General features: G+C 62.8%; 24 protein-coding genes. 10 read left to right on the forward strand and 14 right to left on the reverse strand.

Annotated elements, in window-relative coordinates:
• Positions 1-201 precede the first annotated feature (201 nt).
• Both HUN39_RS03095 and HUN39_RS03100 read left to right on the forward strand, forming a co-directional pair.
• Entirely contained in the window at positions 202-1,740 is a 1,539-nt protein-coding gene (locus HUN39_RS03095; protein ID WP_175093033.1) for a YifB family Mg chelatase-like AAA ATPase, read from the forward strand.
• 9 nt (positions 1,741-1,749) lie between these two features.
• A complete protein-coding gene (locus tag HUN39_RS03100; protein WP_175093034.1) occupies positions 1,750-3,465 on the forward strand; it encodes an ATP-binding protein in 1,716 nt (571 codons plus the stop codon).
• A 107-nt stretch (positions 3,466-3,572) separates the two neighbouring features.
• On the opposite strand, the gene HUN39_RS03105 is transcribed toward HUN39_RS03100, so the two are convergent.
• Complete coding sequence (locus HUN39_RS03105) at positions 3,573-4,451, reverse strand: pirin family protein (RefSeq protein WP_175093035.1); 879 nt, start codon at positions 4,449-4,451, stop codon at positions 3,573-3,575.
• A 130-nt stretch (positions 4,452-4,581) separates the two neighbouring features.
• Between HUN39_RS03105 and HUN39_RS03110 the strand changes: the two genes are divergently transcribed.
• Positions 4,582-4,908 carry a DMT family transporter gene (locus HUN39_RS03110; RefSeq protein WP_175093036.1) on the forward strand — a complete coding sequence of 109 codons (327 nt, stop codon included), beginning with the start codon at positions 4,582-4,584 and terminating at the stop codon, positions 4,906-4,908.
• A 53-nt stretch (positions 4,909-4,961) separates the two neighbouring features.
• Here HUN39_RS03110 and HUN39_RS03115 read toward each other — a convergent pair whose 3' ends face one another.
• Positions 4,962-6,056 (reverse strand): amidinotransferase, encoded by a 1,095-nt coding sequence (locus HUN39_RS03115; protein ID WP_232365875.1) that lies wholly within the window; start codon positions 6,054-6,056, stop codon positions 4,962-4,964.
• A gap of 404 nt (positions 6,057-6,460) precedes the next feature.
• Between HUN39_RS03115 and rpmI the strand changes: the two genes are divergently transcribed.
• Entirely contained in the window at positions 6,461-6,661 is a 201-nt protein-coding gene (rpmI, locus tag HUN39_RS03120) for a 50S ribosomal protein L35 (protein ID WP_109025906.1), read from the forward strand.
• Positions 6,662-6,697: 36 nt separating this feature from the next.
• On the forward strand, positions 6,698-7,063 hold the full coding sequence (gene rplT / locus HUN39_RS03125; RefSeq protein WP_018409162.1) for a 50S ribosomal protein L20: 366 nt from the start codon (positions 6,698-6,700) through the stop codon (positions 7,061-7,063).
• Between the two features lie 102 nt (positions 7,064-7,165).
• On the opposite strand, the gene HUN39_RS03130 is transcribed toward rplT, so the two are convergent.
• Entirely contained in the window at positions 7,166-9,640 is a 2,475-nt protein-coding gene (locus HUN39_RS03130) for a hypothetical protein (protein ID WP_175093037.1), read from the reverse strand.
• A gap of 135 nt (positions 9,641-9,775) precedes the next feature.
• Here HUN39_RS03130 and lpdA point away from each other — a divergent pair, with 135 nt between their 5' ends.
• A complete protein-coding gene (gene lpdA / locus HUN39_RS03135; protein ID WP_175093038.1) occupies positions 9,776-11,215 on the forward strand; it encodes a dihydrolipoyl dehydrogenase in 1,440 nt (479 codons plus the stop codon).
• Between the two features lie 231 nt (positions 11,216-11,446).
• On the opposite strand, the gene HUN39_RS03140 is transcribed toward lpdA, so the two are convergent.
• Positions 11,447-13,330 (reverse strand): PHA/PHB synthase family protein, encoded by a 1,884-nt coding sequence (locus HUN39_RS03140; protein WP_175093039.1) that lies wholly within the window; start codon positions 13,328-13,330, stop codon positions 11,447-11,449.
• Positions 13,331-13,476: 146 nt separating this feature from the next.
• On the opposite strand from HUN39_RS03140, the gene HUN39_RS03145 reads away from it, so the two are divergent.
• Positions 13,477-14,022 (forward strand): peroxiredoxin, encoded by a 546-nt coding sequence (locus HUN39_RS03145; RefSeq protein WP_175093040.1) that lies wholly within the window; start codon positions 13,477-13,479, stop codon positions 14,020-14,022.
• Positions 14,023-14,072: 50 nt separating this feature from the next.
• On the opposite strand, the gene irrA is transcribed toward HUN39_RS03145, so the two are convergent.
• Positions 14,073-14,555, reverse strand: a complete 483-nt coding sequence (gene irrA / locus HUN39_RS03150; protein ID WP_175093041.1) for an iron response transcriptional regulator IrrA — start codon at positions 14,553-14,555, stop codon at positions 14,073-14,075.
• 186 nt (positions 14,556-14,741) lie between these two features.
• On the opposite strand from irrA, the gene HUN39_RS03155 reads away from it, so the two are divergent.
• Positions 14,742-15,911, forward strand: coding sequence for a lytic murein transglycosylase (locus tag HUN39_RS03155; protein ID WP_175093042.1), 1,170 nt, complete (start codon positions 14,742-14,744; stop codon positions 15,909-15,911).
• Between the two features lie 83 nt (positions 15,912-15,994).
• Here HUN39_RS03155 and HUN39_RS03160 read toward each other — a convergent pair whose 3' ends face one another.
• The gene (locus tag HUN39_RS03160; RefSeq protein ID WP_175093043.1) at positions 15,995-16,777 is read right to left on the reverse strand and encodes a hypothetical protein; all 783 of its coding nucleotides are present in this window, start codon (positions 16,775-16,777) and stop codon (positions 15,995-15,997) included.
• A gap of 165 nt (positions 16,778-16,942) precedes the next feature.
• Between HUN39_RS03160 and HUN39_RS03165 the strand changes: the two genes are divergently transcribed.
• Positions 16,943-18,781 (forward strand): M3 family oligoendopeptidase, encoded by a 1,839-nt coding sequence (locus tag HUN39_RS03165; RefSeq protein ID WP_175093145.1) that lies wholly within the window; start codon positions 16,943-16,945, stop codon positions 18,779-18,781.
• Positions 18,782-18,973: 192 nt separating this feature from the next.
• Here the strand turns inward: HUN39_RS03165 and HUN39_RS03170 are convergent, their stop codons facing one another.
• On the reverse strand, positions 18,974-19,345 hold the full coding sequence (locus HUN39_RS03170) for a hypothetical protein (protein ID WP_175093044.1): 372 nt from the start codon (positions 19,343-19,345) through the stop codon (positions 18,974-18,976).
• Positions 19,346-19,546: 201 nt separating this feature from the next.
• On the opposite strand from HUN39_RS03170, the gene HUN39_RS03175 reads away from it, so the two are divergent.
• Complete coding sequence (locus HUN39_RS03175) at positions 19,547-20,215, forward strand: O-methyltransferase (RefSeq protein ID WP_175093045.1); 669 nt, start codon at positions 19,547-19,549, stop codon at positions 20,213-20,215.
• 9 nt (positions 20,216-20,224) lie between these two features.
• Here HUN39_RS03175 and HUN39_RS03180 read toward each other — a convergent pair whose 3' ends face one another.
• The 7 genes from HUN39_RS03180 to HUN39_RS03210 form a co-directional block, all read right to left on the reverse strand.
• Positions 20,225-20,686 carry a hypothetical protein gene (locus HUN39_RS03180; RefSeq protein WP_175093046.1) on the reverse strand — a complete coding sequence of 154 codons (462 nt, stop codon included), beginning with the start codon at positions 20,684-20,686 and terminating at the stop codon, positions 20,225-20,227.
• 172 nt (positions 20,687-20,858) lie between these two features.
• Positions 20,859-21,254: a DUF2946 family protein gene (locus HUN39_RS03185; protein ID WP_175093047.1), complete on the reverse strand. Its 396-nt coding sequence runs from the start codon at positions 21,252-21,254 to the stop codon at positions 20,859-20,861.
• Between the two features lie 84 nt (positions 21,255-21,338).
• Positions 21,339-22,403 carry a GTPase ObgE gene (gene obgE / locus HUN39_RS03190; RefSeq protein ID WP_175093048.1) on the reverse strand — a complete coding sequence of 355 codons (1,065 nt, stop codon included), beginning with the start codon at positions 22,401-22,403 and terminating at the stop codon, positions 21,339-21,341.
• Between the two features lie 7 nt (positions 22,404-22,410).
• Positions 22,411-23,013 (reverse strand): GNAT family N-acetyltransferase, encoded by a 603-nt coding sequence (locus HUN39_RS03195; RefSeq protein WP_175093049.1) that lies wholly within the window; start codon positions 23,011-23,013, stop codon positions 22,411-22,413.
• 179 nt (positions 23,014-23,192) lie between these two features.
• Complete coding sequence (rpmA, locus tag HUN39_RS03200; protein ID WP_175093050.1) at positions 23,193-23,462, reverse strand: 50S ribosomal protein L27; 270 nt, start codon at positions 23,460-23,462, stop codon at positions 23,193-23,195.
• Positions 23,463-23,526: 64 nt separating this feature from the next.
• Positions 23,527-23,835: a 50S ribosomal protein L21 gene (rplU, locus tag HUN39_RS03205; protein ID WP_175093051.1), complete on the reverse strand. Its 309-nt coding sequence runs from the start codon at positions 23,833-23,835 to the stop codon at positions 23,527-23,529.
• 442 nt (positions 23,836-24,277) lie between these two features.
• The gene (locus HUN39_RS03210; protein ID WP_175093052.1) at positions 24,278-24,973 is read right to left on the reverse strand and encodes a spermine/spermidine synthase domain-containing protein; all 696 of its coding nucleotides are present in this window, start codon (positions 24,971-24,973) and stop codon (positions 24,278-24,280) included.
• Between the last annotated feature and the right edge of the window lie 153 nt (positions 24,974-25,126).

A 25,126-nucleotide genomic window follows, 5' to 3' on the forward strand; every position in this document is an offset into this window, starting at 1 on the left:
CCTCCTTAAACCGGTCCAATCGCGCGGCTCTTCGCGCCGCGCCCGCAGAATATCTGCGCGCAAACCGAATCTTGGCAATTGCAATTTGCGATCGAGGTTAGCCGACGCTCAGCGATGTTCATATAATGTTCTTGCGCCAAGATCGCGCGCCCGTTAAGCTGTCGAAGATAATTGCGCAAAAGAAATTCTCGGGAGCGCGTGATGGCGGTGAGGGTGGCGACGGTCGCGTTCGAAGGCGTCGAGGCCCGTCCCGTCGACGTTCAGGTGCAGATTTCGAGCGGCGCGGTCGTCTTCAATGTCGTCGGCCTGGCCGATAAGGCCGTCGCCGAGTCGCGCGAGCGGGTGCGCGCGGCGCTGATCGCTTCCGGTCTGGCGCTGCCGGCGAAAAGAATCACCGTCAATCTCGCCCCTGCCGACATGCCCAAAGAGGGAAGCCACTATGACGTGCCGATCGCGCTTGGCGTCATGGCGGCCATTGGAGCCATTCCCTCCGACGCGCTCGAAGGATTCGTCGTGCTTGGCGAACTTGCGCTCGACGGAACGCTGACGCCGACGGCGGGGGTCCTGCCGGCGGCGGTGGCCGCCAACGCGCGGGGCTTGGGATTGATCTGTCCGAGCCAATGCGGGCCGGAAGCGGCCTGGGCGTCGAGCGATATGGAGGTGATCGCGCCGCGCTCGCTCATCCAACTCGTCAATCACGTCAAGGGCGTGCAGGTTCTGGCCCGGCCTCAGCCGGCGGTGCGCAGGCTCGCTGCCGATCAGCCCGACCTTTCCGACATCAAGGGACAGGAGAGCGCCAAGCGCGCGCTCGAGATCGCCGCCGCCGGCGGCCACAACCTTCTGATGAGCGGCCCTCCGGGGGCGGGAAAATCGATGCTCGCCGCGCGGCTGCCTTCGATCCTGCCGCCGCTGACCCCGAGGGAATTGCTCGAAGTCTCAATGGTTCATTCGGTGGCGGGGCAGATTGCCGGAGGCGAACTGACCGACCGGCGGCCCTTTCGCGCGCCCCACCATTCCGCCTCGATGCCGGCGCTGGTCGGCGGCGGTTCCCATGCAAAGCCTGGCGAGATTTCGCTCGCCCACAACGGGGTGCTTTTTCTCGACGAATTGCCGGAGTTTCAACCGCAAGCGCTGGACAGCCTGCGTCAGCCGCTGGAGACGGGCGAGGTGGCGGTGTCGCGCGCCAATCATCGCGCCGTCTACCCAGCCCGCTTTCAGCTTGTCGCGGCGATGAATCCTTGCCGTTGCGGTCACGCGATGGATCCGGGCTACGCCTGCAAGCGCCAACCCAATGAACGCTGCGTCGCGCAATATCAGGCGCGGCTTTCGGGGCCGCTGCTCGACCGTTTCGATGTGCAGATCGAGGTGCCGGCGGTGACCGCCGCCGATCTCGTGTTGCCGCCGCCGAGCGAGGGTTCGCGGCAGGTCGCGGCGCGCGTCGCGCGGGCCCGAGAGATTCAGCGCGCACGCTACGATGCTCTCTCCCTGCCAAGGGTCGCCGCCAACGCCGCCGCGCCGGCAGCGGTCATCGAGCGCGTGGCGCGTCTTGACGCCGCCGGCACGGCGCTGATTCGGGACGCGTCCGAGCGCTTCGGCCTCACCGCCAGAGGGTTTCACAGGGTCTTGAAGCTCGCGCGCACCATCGCCGATCTCGACGGCGCTGAATCGGTCGGCCGACCGCATCTTGCTGAAGCGCTTTCCTATCGCGCAGGACTTGCGTCGGGGCGCCTTGCTGCCTGATATGGGCGCATGTCCTTAAACCATATTGTGATTCTGCTCGCGGCGCAGCTCGCCATTCTGCTGGCGGCGGCGTCCATTTTCGTTGCTCTGCGCAGGCGCGGCCGCGAACAGGTCGAGGCCGAGTTCGAATCGCTGCGCGACGAAATCTGGGAGCTGCGCGCCGCCGCCGCGGCTCGCGACAGAGCGGAAGCCGCCAGTCTTGCCAAGTCGCGCTTTCTCGCGGCGGTCAGCCACGAATTCCGCACGCCGCTCAACGGCGTCATGGGGCTGGCGCAGCTTCTCGCGATGACCAGGCTCACCGCCGAACAGGCGAGCTATGTCGAAGCGATCGGCGATTCCAGCCGTTCGCTCTCGCAGCTGATCGACGACATTCTGGATTTCTCCAAGATCGAAGCCGGCAAGTTCGAGCTGCGTCACGAAGCCTTTGCGCTCGCGCCGTTCGTCGAAAGCGTGGTCGAATTGCTGGCGCCGCGTGCGATGGCCAAAGGGCTGGAGCTTGCCAGCGTCATCTCGCCCGACACGCCGCGCGAAATCGTGAGCGATCCGGCGCGCCTTCGGCAGGTGCTCGTCAATCTCATCGGCAACGCGGTGAAATTCACCGAGCGCGGCGGCGTGGGCGTGCGCGTCGCGCGAGACGGCGCACGGCTGCGCTTCGAGGTGCGCGACTCCGGGCCGGGCGTTCCAGAGGCGGCGCGCGAGGCGATCTTCGAGGAATTCGAGCAGGCCGATCCTTCCGAGAACCACCCGCAGGAGGGCACAGGGCTCGGCCTCGCCATCTCTCGCCGTCTCGTCGCCAGGATGGGCGGCGCGCTGGCGCTCGTCAATTCATCGGACATGGGCGCCGTTTTCGCCTTCACGCTTCCTGCGCCGCCGTTCAGCGAAGACAGTGCGCCGGCGCCTCTTTCTGGGCTTAAGACGCTGATCGTTGCGCAGAGCATCTTTGAAGCGCCCTATCTCGCCAAGAGCTTGCGGTTCGCCGGAGCCGAAGCGGAGATCGTCGCGGCCGAGGATGCGCCGTCCGCACTGCAAAGGCGGCGCGAGAAACCCTTCGACGCCGTCATCGTCGACTGCGCGTTGGGCCCGCACATGACCGCGCAGTTGGCGAAAGTCGCTCGCGACGCGCAGGCGGGACGACTGTTTCTGCTCTTCTCGCCCATCGAACGGCGCGCCTTCGGCGAAGACGCTCTGTGCGACTTCGACGGCTGGCTGGTGAAGCCGGTGCGGATCGCCTCGCTGATCGCCCGTCTGTCGCCAGAGCGCGCCAAGGCGCCGGCGCCAGAGGACGACTCGCCGCCCCAGGCGCTCGCCGGGGTGAACGCGCTCATCGCCGAAGACAATGAGATCAACGCGCTCATCCTCACGCGTCACCTCGCGAAGCTTGGCGCGACGGTGACTCGGGCGGAAAGCGGCGCGCTTGCGCTCGCGCGCGCCCGCGAAGCGATCGAGGGCGCGGGCGCGCCCTATGACGTGATCGTCATGGATCTTTTCATGCCGGATTTCGATGGACGCGAGGCGAGCCTCCGCATTCGTGAGGCGGAGGCGCGGGCAGGCGCGCCGCGCACGCCGATATTGGTGCTCACGGCCAGCGCGCGCGAAGAAGACGAACGCGCCGCCCGCGCCGCCGGAGTCGATGCTTTTCTCACCAAGCCGGTGGAGTTCGCTTCGCTCGCGGCGACGATCGAAGAGCTGAGGTTGGCGCCGCGTCGCAGCAGCGCTTCCACTTAGGGCAGGTTCCGAAAAAGTTGACAGACTTTTTCGATGAGAACCTGCTCCAACATTTTGATTTTGAGCGATTCCTTATCGATCACATGATTCCATGCGATCGGGAAGTTCTAGCCGCCCTGCGGCGCGATGACGCCGAACCGTCCCGATTGATAGTCGGCGAAGGCCTGCCGCAATTCATCCTGCGTATTCATCACGAATGGCCCGTGTTGCTCCACGGGCTCGTCAATCGGCTCGCCGCTCATGAGGATCAGCTTCACGTCATTGTTGGCTTCGAAGGCGATGTCGCCGCCTTCCTCGTCGAATACGACAACGTCCGTCGCGCGCGCGATCTTCTCGCCATTGACTTCGACCGTTCCTTCGAGAACAGCCGCAAGCGCCGTATGGCCTTCGGGAAGCGCGAATCGGGCGCGCTTTCCTGCGTCGATCCGCACGTCCCAAAGATCGATCGGCGTCGCCGTTTGCGCCGGTCCGCGATGGCCATCGAATGCGCCGGCGATGACGCGGACGATTCCGGCGTCATCCGGCAGATCGACGCGCGGAATGTCCTTGTCGAGGAGGGTCTGGTAGCGCGGCGGGCTCATCTTCTCGCGCGCCGGCAGATTGACCCAAAGCTGCACGACCTCGAAGCGCCCGCCCGACTTGCCGAAGCTTTCGGAATGATACTCCTCGTGGACGACGCCCGAGGCCGCGCGCATCCACTGCACGTCGCCGGGACCGATAAGTCCGCCGGCGCCGGTCGAGTCGCGATGCGCGAGTTCGCCGTCCAGGACGAGCGTCACCGTCTCGAAGCCGCGATGCGGATGGGCGCCGACGCCGCGCCGCTTGGCGGTCGGTGGAAAGTCAAACGGTCCCGCGTAGTCGAACAGTAAAAAGGGGCTCACCCGCGCGCCATGTTCGTGATGCGAAAACAGGGATCGCACCGGAAAGCCGTCGCCGACCCAGTGCATGGAGTCCGGGGCGGGGTAAACGTCGATAATTCTTCTCATGGGGAAGCTCCTTGCGGCCTATGTGGGCGGCATTGGGCGAAATGCAAATTGGCGGTTCTTGACGGATCGGACCGCAAAACCCACAAGTCGCCGGACGCGGCGACGACGTCGCATTGGCAAGGACGGTTAGATGGATTGGATCATCCTTTTTATCGGCAGCATCTGCGAAGTCGGCTGGCTCATCGGGATGAAATATGCGGAAGGATTCACGCGGCTCTGGCCTTCGCTCGTCATGGTGTTTTTCATGGCGGCGAGCGTCGGATGCCTGGGCATTGCGGTAAAGACGATTCCCGCCGGCACGGCTTACGCCGCATGGACGGGAACAAGCATCGCCGCGGCGACGCTTGTGGGCGTCTACCTCTTTAACGAACCGACGACCTTTCTGCGTTTAGGCTCGATCGGCCTTATTGTTCTGGGCATCATCGGCCTGCGGCTCGGCGGCGTCGACCTGAAATAGAGGTCGCCCGGCGCTCCTTGCCAGAAGCGTCGGGCGACAGAAGCGCTATTGAATCAAAAATAGCTTTCGAGCGTTCCGCGTCGCCGCACGTCGAGCGTCGCGCAATGGAACGCGCCGCCGAACGCCGCATAGTGCAGGAACGAGCAGGGGATGGGCTCGTAGCCCCATTTCTCCATCTGCCGCATCATGTTGGTATGATGCGGATCGACGATGACGCGTTTCTCGTCAATCATCAGAATGTTCATGCTGAGCCATTTGCCGCACATCGAGGTGATCGCGAGAATGCGGTCGTTGATCGGATCGGGCTCCGGCGCGACGAGAATGTCCCATTTCTTCAAAATGTCGGGCAGTTCGTCGGGATTGATATATTCGGGATTGATGAGCACGCGACCCGGCCCCAGCGGCAGGATCGTCGTGTCGATATGCATCGGGTTCGGGCAGCGGCTCTTGATCTCATGAATCCGATAGCCGTCGCCAAGATGGCGGCGCAGCCAGTCGATGCCCATGGCGTTCGTCACATTGGAGCGCGTGACGAAAATATCGCGGCCGCAGCGGAAGAAATCGGCGGCGTCGAACACCGGCTCGAATTCGGTGAGAATGTAGCGGAGCGGCTCGCCCTTCTCGGGCAGCGTGAAATCGGGGTCGAAGAGTTCGTCGGTGAGTTGCGGCTTGGGCGCCGAGGTCCAACGCGCGCCGCGCTTAAAATAGTCCTTCAGGATCGGCCGATAGGAGTGCGTTTCGAAATAGCGACAGGGCCAGGCCATGGGCGTTTCGAGAATTTCGTCGCCGAAGACGAGCATGGAATCGCGCGGGCAGGAATTGCAGAAGCCGCGCGACGACCAGTGCGGCGTCGAGAATTTCGCCTTGTGATTGAAGGGCTCCGGCCGCGTCACCGTGACGCCGAGCGATTCGAGCACCTTGATGAAATTGTCGAGCTCCTGCTGCGCCGGTTCGATCATGAATTTCGGAAAGCGGAAGCCTGCGGCGAGCGATTGGGCGCGCGCGGCCATGCCGGGGATGTTGCAGGTGACGACCGGATGGTCGGAAGGAATCGTCGAGCCCTCGAGGCGGCCGACGATGATCTCCTCCAAAGGATCCCACTCATTGTGGGAATTGACTGGACAGTCCGCGGCAATCGCGGTCCCCATAGATGCATGTATATTCATAATGCGCCCCGGATCGTTTCCAGCGAGTGACATCTAGCGCTTTCCGATTGTTGTTCAATTTTACGAAAAAACGGCGTTAATTCTTGGTTCAACGTCGCGCTGCTTGGTCTTCCTCGCTCTGTTGCCGACTCAAGCCTTCTTGGCGGTCGGACTATGTCGCCAAGAGGCGGGGCCGTCTACTCCAGCCGCTCCCAAGGCTTGTCCTGGCGCTCCCAAGGCTTGCGCGGACTTGCGTTTCCCCCGGCATTGGGCAATAAACCGCGCTCTACAGAACCGCCCGGCCAGTGATGGGCTGCCGTGGCGGTTCTTTCGCTCGCGCGAACACGCGTCGTTCGGACCAATTTCCTGCGGCGCAAACAACAGGGCCCAGAGCCCGGGAGAGCAAAATGCCCAAACTGAAGACGAAATCCGGCGCGAAAAAGCGCTTCAAGATCACCGGCACCGGGAAAGTGGTCTACGCCCAGCAAGGCAAGCGCCACGGGATGATCAAGCGGACGAACAAGCAGATCAGAAATCTGCGCGGCACGGCCGTCTTGTTCAAGACTGACGGCGACAACGTCAAGAAATACTTCCTGCCGAACGGCTGATCCGCAGAACCGCACTTTTTCGCAAAGGAGTTCGTCATGGCTCGCGTCAAGCGTGGCGTCACATCGCACGCCAAACATAAGAAGACCCTCAAGGCGGCCAAAGGCTTCTATGGCCGCCGCAAGAATACGATTCGCGCCGCCAAGGCCGCCGTCGACCGCTCGATGCAATATGCGACGCGCGACCGCAAGGCGAAGAAGCGCGTGTTCCGCGCGCTGTGGATCCAGCGGCTCAACGCCGCCGTGCGCGAGCACGGGCTGACCTATTCGCGGTTCATCGACGGGCTCGCCAAGGGCGGGATCGAAGTCGACCGCAAGGTTTTGTCGGACCTCGCCATCCACCAGCCGGAAGCCTTCGCGGCGATCGTGGCGCAGGCCAAATCGGCGTTGCCGCAGGCCGCCTAAGACTTATATCGCGAACACATTCGAGCCTCCCGCAGCCGGCTGCGGGAGGCTTTTTGTTTTTAAAATGTTTTCTATTCTTGGCCTGCCTATTGCCAGGCGGTTTCATCTCGCCCGCCCACGAATTTTGGGAGCGTCCGCCGCCGGCCGATTTGGCTCTGGAGGCATAGGCGCGCTCTGTAGTTCGGCTGGCGTTGACGGCACGGGCCAGCGTGTTGGCCGATCCATGACGAATTGATTGATCGCGCAAATGAACGAACTGAACATGAAGCCGCCATGGCTCATGAGCACATCGTCATAGGCGCGCATGTTCCAGAACGGGTCGTTAGCGCGCGTGATCGGGAGCATTCCCGCAAGCCGGAAGCCGTGAGTCATCTCGACCGCTGGACGACCGCCGCTGCCGCGAGGATTCGCAGGATCTGGGTCGAGCGGCGGCGCCAATCGTGCGCTCTCCCACTGAGTGCCATTCATTTGCGCCTTTCGGGCGCGCGTTAGCCAGTCATGGCTGATCGGACAGTCCAATGACGGGTCGGCGGGGATCTGCTCGTAGGGCGCCTGGTTGGGCGGCGCCCAACCGATGCTGCGGATTTCATGCGTCGTGCCGAGCTGGCGCGCCGGCATGCGATAAGTGTCGACGAGACTTACCGACGACCGCGGCGGATCGAGATGGCCGATGGTGCGGGAAGATTCGATATCCGTATTCTGGAAGGGAAGATCGCTCACGAATTCTCCGACCCTCTGCCAAAAGCTCAGCGCCCGCTGTTCTCGCCGGTTTGCCGGCAGCTCGAAGCTTTCGCAGGCGGCGCGCCAATCGCGCGCGGCGCCGGCGATCATCGCGCCAAGGGGACGGAGGTCGCCGCGAAAAAGCGGGAAAGCGAGATAGGTCGCGAGGTCAGACTTGATGCCGATTTTCTTTTTTCGATCGATATCCTCCACCGCTTGATCGAGCGCAAACGGCGTTCTTAGCGCCCCGCAGGCGCGCTCGTCGGGGTTCGACGTCTCGTCATGGAAGATGAATTCCCCGGGTTTTTTTGCCTCTAGGAACCGCTTGTATCGCGCGCACATTTCGCTCGGCGAATTCATATCCGGACCGAGCAAACTCAGTTTGTCGTGCATGGCGATGGCGCAGTCTGCCGGCCGAATCCCGCCGGGAGGCCAGGAAAAGGCCGAGGTGACTGAAATCACGACAGGATTTTGATGAGCCGGAAAAAAGCGGTGACCCGCAATGAGGTCGCCTTCGCCCTCGAAGAAAGCGACTTTCTCCCAGACGGCGCGCTGAACATCAGTCCATTTGGACGCTTCAGCCGCTGGGTTAATGAGAACCACGAGATCGCCGAGCGGGGGATAAAAATAGGCGTTGGCGCCCGGATGATTACGCACAGCCTTGATCAAATGGTCTTTCAAAGCCGTGGCCAACATGTTGCCGCCGAGGCTATGACCGATCACGATCATCTTGTTTGGATTGTCTCGTTGCTTTGCCTTCGTCCCGAGCTGTTTGTTGAGAACCTGCTCGATTTTTCTCAGCGCCATGAGGGCGTGCGGCGCAATATATTCGCTGACGGGTTTGCGGTCGAAGAGGGTCAGCGTCGCGACGCCGGAAGCGAGCGAATCGCCCCAGGAATTGATCCAGTTCTTCCAGCACAAAGGCTTTTCGCTGGGTAAAACGCCGTTCGAACAATGTGAGGCGTCGCCATCTAAGAGCGCGCCCACGCTATTGCCCAGGGCGATAAAGGGAAGATGCAGTCGCGTCTCGTTCAGGCGTGCGCCTCGCCAGCCGACGTACGCCGCCGTCACCTCGCGCCCGCAATGCTCGCGTTCGCCAGCGTTGCACCGGTCGCGAAGGTATCGCGCGACATGCGCCGCGTAAGCGCGAAGATCGGTGACATTGCCGTCTCCGATTGATGCATCATGCCGCCAGCCATGAACGAAGACGATTACATAATTGCTATGCCTGACGACATTCCCGAATTCGTCGCTGTGGGTGCGCTTTTCAACTGATCGAAGATGCGCGTTGAGCGCCTCAAGTTGTGTGATCGGCTTCCATTCGCTGCGCTCGATATAGCTCACGCGATCGGTCAATTCGTTCAGGGTAAACAGCTGATGAGGGTCCTTGATCAGCTCGAACGGCTCGCCCTCCTCCTTGAATTCGAGAAAGGCCAGCGTGTAGCCAAGCGGATTCGATCGATTGTTGGCATCAGCGCTGGGAACAGGAACTTCGTGACGCTGTATCGCGCATTGAAATCTCGTGTCCCAATGACCTGCCTCGTCCTTGAGCGCCGCTTCGTTTTCGGCGTTGCCATAAGCAGCGAGAATATTCCATGCCGGCGACGCGTAGTTTCCGTTTTCGCCGATCCGCATGTTGCAGTCGCGCGAGTCGGGATCAAGAACGCGATAGGGGTGGTCCTTCGGCGTGGAAATGGCCCAAGCGGTCACGAGAACCATCAGAAAGGCCAAAAGCAAAAGACGCACGACAGTTATTGCGGCGCGCCAGATGAAACGAGCTGCGCGACGCAGACCAGTGAGGATCTTGAAAGAAAGTGAACGCAGCGAGCCGGTCGTAGATGCAAGACGGGCGCTCATTCAAAGCCCCCTTATGGTCACGTGACTGCAAACGCCTAAACAATATATGCTTTTCTCCAAGCCGTAAATTTTCGTGAATTTTTTAGGTTTGCCGATAACGCTGAAGACTGGGTCACATCGAAGCTAGGACGAAGCATGGCCGACACATATGATCTCATCGTCATCGGCGGCGGACCCGGCGGCTATGTCGCCGCGATTCGCGCCGCGCAATTGGGGCTGAAGACCGCGGTCGTCGAGCGCGAACATCTTGGCGGCATTTGCCTGAACTGGGGCTGCATTCCGACCAAGGCGCTGTTGCGCTCGGCCGAGGTCTACCGTCTCGCCAAGGAGGGCGAGCGGTTCGGCGTTTCGCCTGGCGCTCTGAGCGCGGACGTTACGCGCATTGTCGCGCACTCGCGCGAGGCGGCGACGCGGCTCAATGGCGGCGTGGCGTTTCTGCTCAAGAAGAACAAGATCGACGTCATCTGGGGCGAGGCGACGATCGCGGCAAAGGGCGAGGTGCGCGTCGCCGCGCCGACCAAACCGCCCATGCCGCCGCAATTGCCCTCGCCGAAAACGAGGCTCGACCACGGCGTCTATCAGGCGAAACACGTCATCATCGCGACCGGCGCGCGCCCGCGCGTTCTGCCGGGCCTCGAGCCCGACGGACGACTCGTCTGGACTTATTTCGAGGCGATGAAGCCGGAGCGCTTTCCGAAATCGCTGCTCATCGTCGGCGCCGGCGCCATCGGCGTCGAATTTGCGTCTTTCTATCGGACGTTCGGCGTCGAGGTCATTCTCGTCGAAGCGCTGCCGCATATTCTTCCGAGCGAAGACGAAGAGATCGCCGCTCTGGCGCATCGATCGTTCAAGAAACAGGGGATCGACATTCGCGCCGCGACGACGGTGACGGGGGTCGAGAAGAAGGCTGACAGCCTCGCCGTGACGCTGAAACCCGCAGACGGCGAGACGCAGACGCTCGAAGTCGAGCGCGCGCTGTCGGCGATCGGCGTCGTCGCCAATGTCGAAAATCTCGGGTTAGAGGCGCTCGGCGTGGCGCTCGAGCGGGGCGTCATCAAGACCGACGGCCTGGGGCGCACCAATGTCGAAGGCGTTTACGCGATCGGCGACGTCGCCGGCGGCCCGATGCTTGCGCATAAGGCGGAGCATGAGGGCGTCACTTGCGTCGAGGCGATCGCCGGACTGGACGCCCATGCGCTCGATAAATCTCGCGTGCCGGGCTGCACCTATTGTCATCCGCAGGTCGCTTCCGTCGGCCTGACCGAGGCGAAGGCGAAAGAGCAGGGGTTTGACGTCAAAGTCGGCCGCTTCCCCTATCTCGCCAATGGCAAGGCGATCGCGCTCGGCGAACTCGAGGGCGTCGTGAAGACGATCTTCGACGCCAAGAGCGGGCGGCTGCTCGGCGCGCATATCTTCGGGGTGGAAGCCACGGAAATGATCCAGGGCTTCGTCATCGCCATGAATCTCGAGACGACCGAAGAAGAGCTGATCCGCACGATCTTTCCGCATCCGACGCTGTCGGAAACGATGCATGAGAGCGTGCTCGCGGCCTTCGGCCGCGCGATTCACGTTTGATTCGACGTCCGGTTGAGCAGTTCGTCTGGGCTGTCATTCCTGGCAGGCCGAAGGCCTGACCGGGAATCCAGAGCCGATCCAACAATGCTCGCTTTGCTCTGGATTCCCGATCGCGCGCAAAGCGCGCGTCGGGAATGACATCCGGGGAATTCAACGGAATGTTGCGAGGCGTGGCGCGCGCCGAGGGCGCCAGGTGAGGGGCCTCCGCAACGAAAGGCGGTTCTCGTCGCGTCAGCTCTGCAGCACATAGGTTCCCGGCGCGTCGCAGAGCGCTTCGGCCATCAGCGGCGGCGCGACCGGCGGACCGGAACGAGCGGCGAGCCAGGCGCTCCATTCCGGCCACCAGGATCCTTCCCTGACAGCCGCGATCTTCACCCATTCTGCGGGGTCGGCGTAATGCTCGCCGTCCACACGGCTTGTGAAGCGGTACTCGCCGCGCTTCTTCTCGGGCGCCGAGACGATGCCGACGTTATGGCCGCCGCTCGTCAACAGGAAGGTGATTTGGGCGTCGACGAGCAGGTGGATCTTATAAACCGAGCGCCAGGGCGCGACATGATCGCGCTCCGTGCCGACGGCGAAAATCGGCGCGCCAATATCATTGAGCGCGACGGCGCCGCCGTTGGCGCGAAGCCGCCCTTCGGCGAGATCATTGTTGAGGAAAAGCCGGCGAAGATATTCGGAGTGCATCTTGTAGGGCATGCGCGTGGCGTCGGCGTTCCAGGCCATCATGTCGGTCATCGGCTCGCGCTCGCCCATGAGATAGGATTTGAGCGCATAGGACCAGACAAGATCATTGGAGCGCAGGAGTTGGAACGCGCCGGCCATCTCTTTGGAATCGAGAAAGCCGTGCTCCCACATCAGATCTTCAAGGAAGTCGAGCTGACTCTCATTGACGAAGAGCGTGAGTTCTCCGGCTTCGGTGAAATCGGTTTGCGCCGCGAGGAGCGTCAGGCTCTTGAGGCGCTCGTCATTGTCGCGCGCCATGGCGGCGGCGGCGATCGCGAGCAGCGTTCCGCCAAGACAATAGCCGGCCGCATGGATCTTTCGGTCCGGCATGAGCCGCGAGATGACGTCGAGCGCGGCCATCACACCGAGCCTGCGATAGGCCTCCATATCGAGATCGCGATCTTCGGCGCTCGGATTGCGCCAGGAGATCATGAACACCGTGAAGCCTTGCTCGGTCAAAAACCGAACCAGCGAATTATGCGGCGATAGATCGAGGATGTAATATTTCATGATCCAGGCCGGCGTGATGAGCACGGGCTCGGGCCGCACCGTTTCCGTCGCCGCCGCATATTGGATGAGTTCGATCAGCCGGTTGCGATAGATCACCTTGCCCGGCGTGATCGCGACATTCTGTCCAGGGACGAAGGCTTCGGCGCCGACAGGCCGCTTGCCGCCGGCGCGCCGCTCCAAGTCTTCAAGAAAATTCTGCAGGCCATAAACGAGATTGACGCCGCCGGTCTCGAACGTGCGTTGCAGCGCCTCGGGATTCGTCAGCAGAAAATTCGACGGCGAGAACATGTCGAGCAATTGCCGCGAGGCGAATTCGACGACGTTTTCATGCTGCTTGGTGACGCCGCCGATTCCCGTCGTGGCGTTGTGCCACCACTGCTGATTGAGCAGAAAACCCTGGTAGAGCAGCGCAAAGGGCCAGCGCCGCCACGCTTCGCCGGCAAATCTCTTGTCCTGCGGCAGCGGCTCGATGCAGGGCGCGGCGTTCGGCTGCAGCGCGCAGCGTGAGGCGTAATTGGCGAAACGCCAGCTCTTGCGCATCGCCTTTTCGGCGAGCTGCATCTGCTTTCCTGGCGCTGTCGCGAGATGGGCCGCCCAATCCCAATAGGCGCCGGCCATCGATGCGGGCGAAAGGCCGCCGGTCAGATGGGCGACGCTCGCATGAAGCGAGCGGTCGATGACATTGCTCAGCGCAGCGTAGCCGTAAGGGTCTCTGTCGGCGGCGCGCTCCGCCGCCAGAAAGGCGCTTGGCCACGCTTCGACGAAGGCTTTCGACGCGAGCCGCGGAAAGTCATGGGCAGGGGAGGGGTGGCGATGGCTGGAAGATGCTTGCTCTGCGCGCGCAGGGTTCGTCTGCTCGGCATTGGGGTGCTTTGTCATCAACGTCCTTTAAGCGGAGGCGCTCGACTGGATTCTGATCCTATTTCGGGCGATGCTGCGCCGCAACATTGTGTTTCGCGGGCTTGGCCGGGAGGCGAGCGCTACCATGTCCCTGTGAAGGAATGCCGACCGCTTAGGAGACCCCTATGAGAGCCATCGCCGCAGCCGCCTTATTGACTCTCGTCTCGAGCGCCGCGCTCGCCGCTCTCAAGCCTGGAGACGCCGCGCCCGACTTCAGTCTGGAGGCCGCGCAGGGCGGCAAGGAGTTCTCCTTCTCGCTGCGTCAGGCGCTCGAGAAGGGTCCGGTCGTGCTGTATTTCTATCCGAAGTCGTTCACGAGCGTCTGCACGCTCGAGGCGCATGAATTCGCCGAAGCCATGGAGCAGTTCTCCGCCATGGGCGCGAGCGTCATTGGCGTATCGAGCGACAAGATCGCCACGCAGCGCGAATTCTCGACGAAAGAGTGCCGGGATAAATTTCCCGTCGGCGCCGATCCCGACTTCAAGGTGATCAACGCCTATGACGCCGCCTTCAAGGTTCCGGTCGCGGGAGCGATGTTCGCGAACCGCATCTCATATGTCATCGCGCCGGACGGGAAGATTCTCTCGGCGCTCGAGGATTCTGGCGCAACGAAGCATATTGAGAATGCGCTTGCCGTCGTGCGGCAGTGGCGCGATTCGCACGGGAATTGAGCCACCCGATGCGCAAAGACGCCATCGCGCATCCTGCGGTGGCCCGTCGTTCACCCCCTCTTCGGGCGAATGCGGATGATCACGTCGCAGCCGACGATTTCCATCCCTTCCGGCGGCGCCGGCAACCGCGTAAATTCGACAGAGCCATCGGCGGCGTCGAACATGCGGCCCGTCGCTTCATCCATGAAATGGTGGTGCGGCGAGGTGCGCGTATGGAAGTAGGTACGAGGTCCCTGCACGGCGATTTCGCGCAACAGCCCTGCTCCGGCGAACTGGTTGAGCGTGTTGTAGACCGTGGAGAGAGACATCGTCAGACCGGCTTCGCGCGCTTCGGCGTGCAAAGCCTCGGCGCTCACATGTCGATCGCCGTTGCCGAACAGCAGCCGGCTCAGAGCGAGCCGCTGAACGGTTGGGCGCAGACCTGCGCCGCGCAGCCGCGCTTTGATATCCGACACCTTCGTTGCGCTCTCGGGGGATTGATCGCGCAGTTTGATCGAACGGTCGAAACTCGTAGTCGAAGGTTGATGAGTCATTCTTCGCGACAGGCGAGCATCACTCGCTCCCTATTCATACATTAAGCTTTTTTCAGTAGAGGGCAGCGCCCGCCCCCTGTCAAACGAAATGGCGGAAGGTGTAATATTTCCAAAGAAGCAGCAAAGGACTGGCTAATGATGCGGCGCCTTGAGCCAATACTCTGTGCAGGGATTGATCGACGTCAGATGCTCGGCGCGTCGGTTCGTGCGGTCGCCGCTCTCTGGCTTGCCGAAGGCAGCGCCAAAGCCGACACGTTCGAGGCGTTTTTGCAGGGCCTGTGGCCGTCAGCGCAGGCCGCCGGCGTCTCGCGCGAAACCTTTGACGCGGCGATCGCCGGACTTGCGCCGGACCCCTCGGTCTCGGCGAAGCCGCGCGCGCAGTCCGAGTTCACCATCTCGATTCCCGCCTATCTCGCTGGCGCTGTGACGAATGGTCGCGTGGCGCGCGGCCGGGCGGTCGCCGCCGAACTCGCGGGGCCGCTCGGTCGGGCCCAGTCCCGTCACGGCGTTCCAAGCGAGATCGTCGTCGCCATTCTGGGAGTCGAGAGCAATTTCGGAACGGCGGCCGGCGGCTCTGACGCGCTGCGCGTCCTGGCGTCGCTGGCGTGGAAGGGGCATCGCGCCGAAACCTTCATTGAGGAATTTGTCGCCGCGCTCGTGATGCTGGAGAGGGGCTATGCGACGCGGGCGCAATTGCGCGGCTCTTGGGCTGGCGCCATGGGCCAACCGCAGTTCATGCCCTCCGCCTATCTCAAATATGCCGAAAGCGACGAGGGCGGCGGCGCGCCGGACATCTGGCGCTCGCGCGGCGACGCCGTGGCCTCCATCGCCAATTTCCTGGCGAAATCCGGATGGGTCGCCGGATTGCCCGCCGTCGTCGAAGTGCGACTGCCCGAGGGGTTTGACTACGGCGCCTTCGATCTCGATTTCGCGCGCTGGCGGCAACTTGGCGTGACGCGCGCCGACGGCGGCGCGCTGCCAAGCAGCGGCGCTGCAAGCCTATATCTGCCGGCCGGCGCGAACGGCCCGGCCTTTCTGATTACCGACAATTTTGAAGTCATCCGCCAATACAATACGTCCGACGCCTATGCGATGTCGGTCGCGCTGCTCGCCGAGCGCATCGCCGGGCGCAATATCCCGATCGCGCCCTGGCCGAAGGTCGCGCCGCTGTCGACCGCCGACGTCAAGGCGATGCAGAAGCTCTTGACGGAGCGCGGCTTTTATCGCGGCACGTTCGACGGCAAGCTCGGCCGCGCGAGCCGCAACGCGATCCATGCCTTTCAATTGAGCGAGCGCATCCAGCCGGCCGACGGGTTTGCGACGAAAGACGTTCTGGCGCGGCTGCGCGGCCGATAGAGCGCGCTCTAAGCTATTGGAATCGATCACGCTGCATTTTGGCGATTCCGCCAAAATGCAGCGTGATCTAGAGTCGCTGCGGTTCAGACGTCGAGATCGCGGTAGACGGAGACTTCCCTTTCGCGCGCGATCCGCGCCGCATCGCCGGCGCGAAAGCCGCGCCAGACGTCGAAGGCCATGACCAGCGTCGTGAACAGTCCGGAAATTTTCCCGACGATGAAGCTGAAGGGAAAAAAGAGACGGTCCGGCGGAAGGATGAATTGCGCGCCAAGAAAGATGAGCGCTGCGTTGACGAAATAGGCCGGCCGAAACAGTGATTTTTCTTCCCAGGCGCTTTGCGCATAGCTGCGCGAATTCTTCTTCACCGCGCGATTGTAAGCTGGATTTGGAAACATGCCCCAGAAGCGCCGTTTGGGCGGAAGCGCGTTCGGCCCCGCGAGCAGCGCGCGATAGCTTTGACGCACCGAGGAATGCGCAAGCAGCGCGAGGATGATGTTGGCGATCACGAAAGCGAATTTGAGCTGGAGGAACGAGAACGACAGTTGCGCGGCGAGGTCGACGAAAAACAAATGCGTGAATGCGTTCAGCACAAAGGCGGAGCGATGAAAGCTCGCGCGGTTGATGTCTTGAGTCTTCTCGTCGATGAAAGTCGCGCCCGCCTTGGTCTCGGCGAGTTCCTTGAGAGTCAGCCGATCATAGTCGTCGGTCTTGAACCGCTTCGCGATCTCGCCAATCGTTTCGAGCGGCGGCCCGCGCTTGATCTTGAAGGTCGCCTTGTTGAGGAAAGTTGAGATACGCGCGAAAATGTCGCGCGCCATTGCATAACGTGACGTGACCGAACTGAGAAAATCGGGCTCTCCCGCCATTGCGCGCACCTAAGCTGATTCTTTCGCTCCCATACTGTTATAGACGCAACAGGCGCCGGCGCCGACCCTGACCGCAGGTTGATCCCGTCCGGCCTCTTGCCATATTTAAGCTTGCCCCGCTCCTCGCGTCTTCGCTTGTCGGAGCCGCCCATTTTGGTCCCCGCCATGTTCAGCGCCCGTTCTTTCTTCCATTCGATCGCCGAAGCTCCCGCCGCGAAGACCGCGGAACGACTGCCGGAATGGAATCTCGCCGATCTTTATCCGGGGGTCGATTCTCCCCAGGTCGCGTCCGATCTCGCCAAGGCCGCGCAGGAGGTTGCGCAATTCGGCAAGGATTATCGCGGCCAGCTAGAGTCGCTGGCGAAAGCCCCGGACGCCAGCGTCAAGCTTGGCGAGGCGCTGGCGCGCTACGAGGCGCTGCAGGACTTGCTCGGGCGACTGATGTCCTTCGCCGGCCTGCTCTATAGCGGCGACACCACCGATCCGGCGCGCGCGAAATTCTATGGCGACGTGCAGGAGAAGGTCACCAACGCTTCGGCGCAGCTCCTGTTTTTTCAGCTTGAGCTCAATCGGATGGACGACGCCACGCTGATGGCCGCGGCCAGCAAGGAGCCGCTTTCGCGCTGGAAGCCGTGGCTCGAAGACATCCGCAAGGAGAAGCCCTACGAACTCGAGGACAAGCTGGAAGAGCTGTTCCACGAGAAATATATCTCCGGCGCGGCCGCCTGGAATCGTCTTTTCGACGAGACCATCGCCGGGCTGCGCTTCAAGGTCGCGGGCGAGGAGCTCGCGATCGAGCCCGTGCTCAATCTGATGCAGGATTCGCGCGAAGAGACGCGCCGCGAAGCGGCGCAGGCGATCGGCGTGACGCTCAAAAACAATCTGCGCACCTTCTCGCTCATCACCAATACTTTGGCGAAGGACAAGGAAATCTCGGATCGCTGGCGCGGCTTCCAGGACGTCGCCGATTCGCGCCATCTCTCCAACCGCGTCGAACGTGAGGTCGTCGAGGCGCTCGCGCAAGCGGTGGAGACTGCGCATCCCCGCTTGTCGCATCGCTATTACAAGCTCAAGGCGAAATGGTTCGGCAAGGACGCGCTCGACTATTGGGATCGCAGCGCGCCGCTGCCGTCGACGCCGGCCAAACGCTATTCCTGGCCCGAGGCGCGCGAAATCGTGCTCAACGCTTACGACGGATTTGCGCCGCGCATGGCGGAGATCGCCGGGCGCTTCTTTGAGAAGAACTGGATCGACGCGCCGGTGCGGCCGGGCAAGGCGCCGGGCGCCTTCTCACATCCGACCGTGCCCTCCGCGCATCCCTATGTGCTGCTGAATTTTCAAGGAAAGACGCGGGACGTGATGACGCTCGCGCATGAACTCGGCCATGGCGTGCATCAGGTGCTTGCGGCGCGACAGGGCGCCTTGATGGCGCCGACCCCGCTGACGCTCGCGGAGACGGCGTCCGTCTTCGGCGAAATGCTCACCTTCCGCGCGCTCATCGCGCAAGCGTCGGATAAGGCGCAAAAGCGGGCGCTGCTCGCCTCCAAGGTGGAGGACATGCTCAACACCGTGGTGCGGCAGATGGCGTTCTACGCCTTCGAACGAAAGGTGCATAACGCGCGACGCGAAGGCGAGCTGACCGCAGATCAGATCTGCGAATTATGGATGAGCGTGCAGGCCGAAAGCTTTGGTCCTTCGATCCGCCTGGGCCCCGGCTATGAAACCTTCTGGGCCTATATCCCGCATTTCATCCATTCGCCGTTCTATGTCTACGCCTATGCGTTCGGCGATTGCTTGGTGAATTCGCTCTACGGCGTTTATCAAAAGGCGCATGAAGGATTCGCCGAGCGCTATTTCGCTTTGCTCGAGGCAGGCGGCGCCAAGCCTTACAATGAGCTTCTCAAGCCCTTCGGATTGGACGCGCGGGATCCGGCGTTCTGGAACATCGGCCTTGAAATGATCGAGGGCCTGATTGCGGAACTCGAGGCGATGGAGGACGCTTAGAGCGCTTCCCGGTCACATGGAATCATGTGATGAATTGCTCAAAATCAAAATGTTGGAGCAGGTTCTCATCGAAAAGGACTGTCAACTTTTTCGGAACCGGCTCTAATCGGCGCGATACGGCACGCGCGCCAAACAAAAAACGCCGGCGTTGAGCCGGCGTTTGTTGCTTGAGAAGCTGTTGTCAGGCGTCGCTTAATTCTGGCCGCCCCTGATCACGATTTTTTCGCCGTCGCAGACGGCTTCGCCCATGTACACGTTATGGGCGCCCTCGACGGGCTTGCCGGTCCATACGCAATTCTTCTTGGAATCGGTGCGGTCCAAGAGTTTGAGCGTGTAAACGCCGCCGGTGAGTTCGCCTTCAAGCTTGTAGGTCAGCACGGAGCCGTTATCGAGCTGCATTTCGCTCTTGCCCGTAACCTTGTCGCCTTCCGTCGCGACAGTCCAGGTGCCCTGCGCGCGCTTGATGCCCGCCTTATTTGCTTCGGTCACATTCCACTGCGCGGCATAGGCCGATGCGCTAAAGGCGGCGGCGGCAAGGGCCGTCGTCAAAGCAAGCTTGATCATTTGTTGTGCTCCCATAAAGTGTTGTGATGAGCAGCATATCGGCCGCAGTCCAACTGGGGCTCGTGAAATGCGGCTATCAAGCCTTTTTGCGTCCGTGCGCTTTGGCGCGCGAACGACGGCGGAACATCGCGTGATATCGCGCGAGATGTCAATTTATTTTCGCCTTAGCTAACGTTAAGCGTTCGATGTAAGGGACGTCAAATGTTCGAAGAAAAAGCCTGGCGTCGCGTGGACGACTATATCGGCGCGGCGCTGATTTCCAAAGAAGAAGCGCAGGAGGAAACGCTTGCGGCAAATGCGCGCGCTGGCCTGCCCGCGATCGATGTTTCGCCGCCGCAAGGCAAATTGCTGCATCTGCTCGCCTGCGCGATCGGCGCAAGACGCGTTCTCGAAGTCGGGACGCTTGGAGGCTACTCGACGACCTGGCTGGCGCGGGCGGTGGGCGAGGGCGGCAAGGTCGTCACCTTCGAAGTCGATGCGCGACACGCCGAGGTCGCTCGCGCCAATATCGCCCGCGAAGGCATGAGCGCGCGCGTCGATCTGCGCGTCGGCCCCGCGCTCGAAATGTTGCCGCGGCTTGAATCAGAGCGGGCGCAGCCTTTCGATCTTGCCTTCATCGACGCCGACAAGCCCAACAACGCCGCCTATTTCGATTATGCGCTGAAGCTGTCGCGTCCCGGAGCGCTGATCATCGTCGACAATGTCGTGCGCGAGGGCGCCGTCGCCGACCCTTCGAAGACCGATGGCGGCGCGCTCGGGGCGCGCGCGCTGTTTGACGCCGTCGCCGCGGAAGGGCGGGTCGAAGCGACGGCGGTGCAAACCGTCGGCGCTAAGGGTTGGGATGGATTTCTGATCGCGCGCGTCAAATAGGACGCCTCGTCAGCCCCCTTCAGACGCTCTGTCGAACGCCCGCTTGCCGCGCCGCTTGCGGGGCAAGGGCGCGCCGTCGGCTCCGAAGAAGGCTGCTTCGACCTGGTTGCCGCTGTCGTCATAGCGCCAGGAGATACGCGCCGCGCCAAGATCCTTGCGGATCGTCGGCTTACCTTCGGCGTTGAAATAGGCCTCCTCGACCTGATTGCCCTTGGCGTCATAGAAGCGCGCCACCCTGGCTGCGCCCAGGCTTTTGCGCTTCATTGGCCGCCCGTCGGGGTCGAAATAGGTCTCGACGACCTCCACCCGTCCGCGCGTCGGCGCCGGGGCCGCGATGGCTTCAGGCGCGACGCGGATGTCGCCGTCGCTCGCGGCGGTCAGCTTCCCGCTCTGAGAGCAGCGCCGTTCTCCCGAGGCGGCGCTGCGCGCCCGCTTAACGAGGCGCGGCGCCAAATGAGTTTTCTGTTCCATGATCCCAAATCGCTGCGCGGTCCGATGGCTTGTCGCAACCGCCAGTCTGAGAACTGAGCGGCGCGTGCTCTCTGCGATGCACGCTGACAAACGACGGATACGCTGGTCTGACTCTCCCCCGCCGGCGGCATGCCGACATGTCGGGCGTGACGCCGCAATGCTGCGGCAAGCGTCAGATCAGGACGGGAGGAGCGCGGGAGCCGAGCGGCGGGGTCGACGCCTCTGGAAGACGAGATGTCTCGTCAAAGGCCAGTCCGATCGTCGAATAGGACGCGGCCGGAGGCGTCTCGCCGATGAATGGCGAGGCGGCGGTCGCGCCTCCGAGCGATGCGCAATGCACGACGCAACAGACGTCGCCGTGCCGCGCCGGACGTGCGGGCGTCGCGGGATCTCCGGAAAGCGGTCCGGAAGCCTTGCTAAAGCAGATCGTGTTGGCGAAGAGGCCCGAACCGCGTCCGCTGAACGAAACGCCGACGGCGAGGCCCTGCAAAACAAACAGATAGGCGACGAGCAGCGTGACTGCCGTCGAACCGTACTGCGATGTTTTGACTTCGCTGCGCGCGCTCATAGCCCGTCGAAGCTATTCACTGATCTTGTTAAGGTCAATGGCGCCGCCGCGCGCCGGCGGCGATTAAAGGTTTCGCGTCCGAAGTCAGGGGGTCCAGGGCCCCTCGGCTTCCGACGCGCGCTCGTACGCCTTTTGCGCTTCGATGGCGTCGAACAGAGCGCGGAGCGCTTCCCTGACGCCGGCGCCGCTCGCCGACGAAAGGAGCAAGGGCGCCGGATGGCGCTCGTGCGTCTCGGGCCCGGCGGCGGCGATCGCCCGCTTCAGCCGCTCCCGCTGCTTCTTGAGATGATCCGCGTCGACCGCATCGATCTTTGAAAGCGCGACGATTTCCGGTTTCTCGGCGAGACCGGCGCCATAGGCGGCGAGTTCGCCGCGGACGATCTTGTAATCCTTGCCGGCATGTTCTCCGGTCGCGTCGATAAGATGCAGGAGCGCCCGGCATCGCTCGACATGGCCCAGAAAGCGGTCGCCGAGGCCGTGGCCTTCATGTGCGCCCTCAATCAGACCCGGGATGTCCGCCAGAACGAGCTCCCTTTCGTCGCTGCGCACGACGCCAAGTCCGGGATGAAGCGTCGTAAAGGGATAGTCGGCGATCTTGGGCTTCGCCGCCGTCACCGTCGCCAGGAATGTCGACTTGCCGGCGTTGGGCAGGCCAATCAGCCCCGCGTCGGCGATGAGTTTCAGCCGCAGGATGATGGTGCGCTCCTGGCCCTCGAGTCCCGGATTGGCGCGCCGCGGCGCCCGATTGGTCGAGGTGGTGAAATGCGCGTTGCCGAAGCCGCCATTGCCGCCTTTGCAGATGACGACGCGCTGCCCGACCTCCGTCATGTCGGCGATGAGGGTTTCCCCATCCTCCTCGAAGATTTGCGTCCCGACGGGCACTTTCAGCACGGCGTCGGCGCCGCGCCCGCCGGCGCGGTTCTTGCCCATGCCGTGGCCGCCGGTCTTGGCTTTGAAGTGCTGCTGGTAGCGGTAATCGATCAGCGTATTCAGCCCGGCGACGCATTCGGCGACGACGTCGCCGCCGCGTCCGCCATCGCCGCCGTCCGGCCCGCCGAATTCGATGAACTTCTCGCGCCGAAAAGAGACGGATCCGGCGCCGCCGTCGCCGGAGCGGACAAAAACGCGGGCCTGGTCGAGGAATTTCATCTGCCGCTCACGGTGAAAAGAATCGCGGCCGGCGCGCGCCGAACAGCGTATGCGCTTCGCCGCGCTTTAATTCGAAAAGCTCGACTTCCATTTCGCCGCCGCGCGCGGGCGCCGGCCGCATGCCGCGGCCCGTGCGGTGGAACCCGAGCTTCTCATGCACGTGCAACGAGGAGCGATTGTCCGGCCGCGCCGAGGAGACGATCCGATCCAGCGAGGTGATTCCGAAGGCGAGGTCGATGAGGGCCCTGGCCGCCTCGGTCGTATAGCCTTGTCCCCAATAGGGCTTGCCGAGCCAGAATCCGAACGTCGCCGAGCCGCGGCGGTCCGCGCCATGAAGGCTCACAAGCCCGATCGGCTCATTCGGCCTATGCTTGGGGGTGACGACGAGATGGAGGCCGCCGCCGGCGCCGTTCTCCTCGCGCACCGATGCGATGAACGCGTCAGCGTCGTGCGGCGCGTAAGGATGCGGGATGCTGGCCGTCATCAGCGCGACGTCGGGATCGCCGACGTGCTGGCGAATCTCGTCGGCGTCGGCGGCGCGCGGCCAACGCAGCCACAGTCGCTCAGTCTCGAGCCGGAAAACGTCGTCGCGGGTAATTTCGGGAAACATTGATTGCTCCAAGCGACATCGGAAATATTGGCCCAAGAGCCTGAAAGGAGAGCGCTCCCCACTGGCCCTTCACGGCGCTTCCGGACATCTCGCCTGAAACGTTCCCGCCTGAATTCGCGAGAGAGGTAGTCGAGACGACTGTCCGCCGGAAGGCCGGCGGCGGGTCGTCCCCTACCGCCTTACTCGGCTGCTGCGGCGGGCGCCGGCGCCACCGATACGCTGGCGCGTCCGCCGCTGGACTTGAATTCGACGACTCCTTCGACGAGCGCAAAAAGCGTGTGGTCCTTGCCCATGCCGACATTGCGGCCCGGGCGCCACTTCGTGCCGCGTTGGCGCACGATAATATTGCCGCCGATGACGGCTTCCCCGCCGAATTTCTTGACGCCGAGGCGCCGGCCGTCCGAATCGCGGCCGTTGCGCGACGAGCCGCCTGCCTTTTTGTGAGCCATGGTCTTGCTCCGACTATCCTGCGCGGCGACTGGGCCGCTCGATTTCTATTACGCGAGAGGGCGATCAGCTCTCGATCGCGGTGATTCTCACAAGCGTCAGGTCCTGACGATGGCCGCGCTTGCGCTTTGAATTCTGCCGACGACGCTTTTTGAAGGCGATCGACTTGGGGCTGCGGGTCTGCTCGGCGATCTCGCCGGAGACTTTCGCGCCGGCGATCGTCGGGGCGCCGACCTTCGGGCTGTCGCCGCCCAGCATGAGCACTTCGTCGAAAGTGACGGCGTCGCCCGGCGCGCCGTCGAGCGCCATGACGGTGATCACGTCCCCCGCGGCGACGCTATATTGCTTGCCGCCGGTTTTGATGACTGCGAACATCTTTTTTTCCTGTGTTCGTCCCGACGCTGGCGTCTCCGCCGGCCGGCTTCTTGGCAGTTAGTGGCTTCGCCTCGAACTTGCGCCAGGCGCAAACGAAAAGCGCGGCGAAACCGCCGCGCCGAAGCGACGTTCATCTACCCTTCAAAGCCGGCGACTGTCAATATGTGGGGCGGAGGGGCGATGGATCAGTTTGAATTTCAGATTTGGGTAAAAACAGAACTTTTGCTGGCAGGGGGGCCGCTTCGCGCCAGAAGCAGACGCCACGCCACGCCACGCCGATCGGCGAGGGTGAGTGAAATATGGAATAGGATCCGTCAAGAGCGGTGGCGCGCGCGATGGGCACAGCCGGTACGGGAGCGGAATCGCAGCTGGGTTGGCCTCGTATGTTGACCATGAGCTGGCCTGCCCATCAAAAAAGAGGCCGGGGCGCTGTAGATTTCAATTAAGATTGGCCTTCTGTCGAATCGAGACTCGTCGCGATCCAGATGACGTGCCGGGCGCCACCACGTTGGCCGTTGGCGCGCACCTTGACTTCATCCACGTGGAACCCGGCTTTGCGGAGGCGCGACGCGAAATTCCGATCCGGCCCCGATGACCAGACGGCCAACACCCCATCATGGCGCAGCGCCTTGCGGGCCGCCCTCAATCCCTCGATATCGTAAAGTCCGTCATTGGCTTCGCGAGTCAGGCCCTCGGGTCCATTATCGACATCGAGAAGGATTGCGTCATACGTCGAGCGGCCAGACCGGATCAGGCGTCCAACATCCGCTTCCTCGATGCTGACGCGCGGATCCGTCAGGCTGGCGCCGAAGACTTCCGCCATCGGACCGCGCGCCCAGTCCACGACCGCCGGAATGAGTTCGGCGACAACGATCCGCGCTTTCGCGCCAAGGACGGTGAGCGCGGCGCGCAGAGTGAAGCCCATCCCCAGCCCGCCAATCAGAACACGCGGCTGTGGGCGCGCCTGAATTCGCTCGCAAGAGAGCGTGGCGAGCGCCTCCTCCGAGCCACTGAGGCGACTGTTCATCAGTTCGATATTGCCCAGCGTGATCGAGAATTCTGCTCCGCGACGCTTGAGGCGGAGTTCGCCCTCGCCGCCCGGTATCGGCGTTGTGTCGAGCAGGGTCCAGGGAATCACTGATAACACTCCGTTTCATTGGGAAGCGCTTCATGCGACTTGGCTTCCAGGTCGAAGCGCACGACTAAAAATCGGCTAAAAGCCGCCCGTCGAGAATGGTCCCTAAGGGTCAAATCAAGCCATTCATCCGCCACTCGGTGGGGGAGAGGCTGG

It is taken from the genome of Methylocystis silviterrae (assembly GCF_013350005.1).
GTDB lineage: Bacteria > Pseudomonadota > Alphaproteobacteria > Rhizobiales > Beijerinckiaceae > Methylocystis > Methylocystis silviterrae.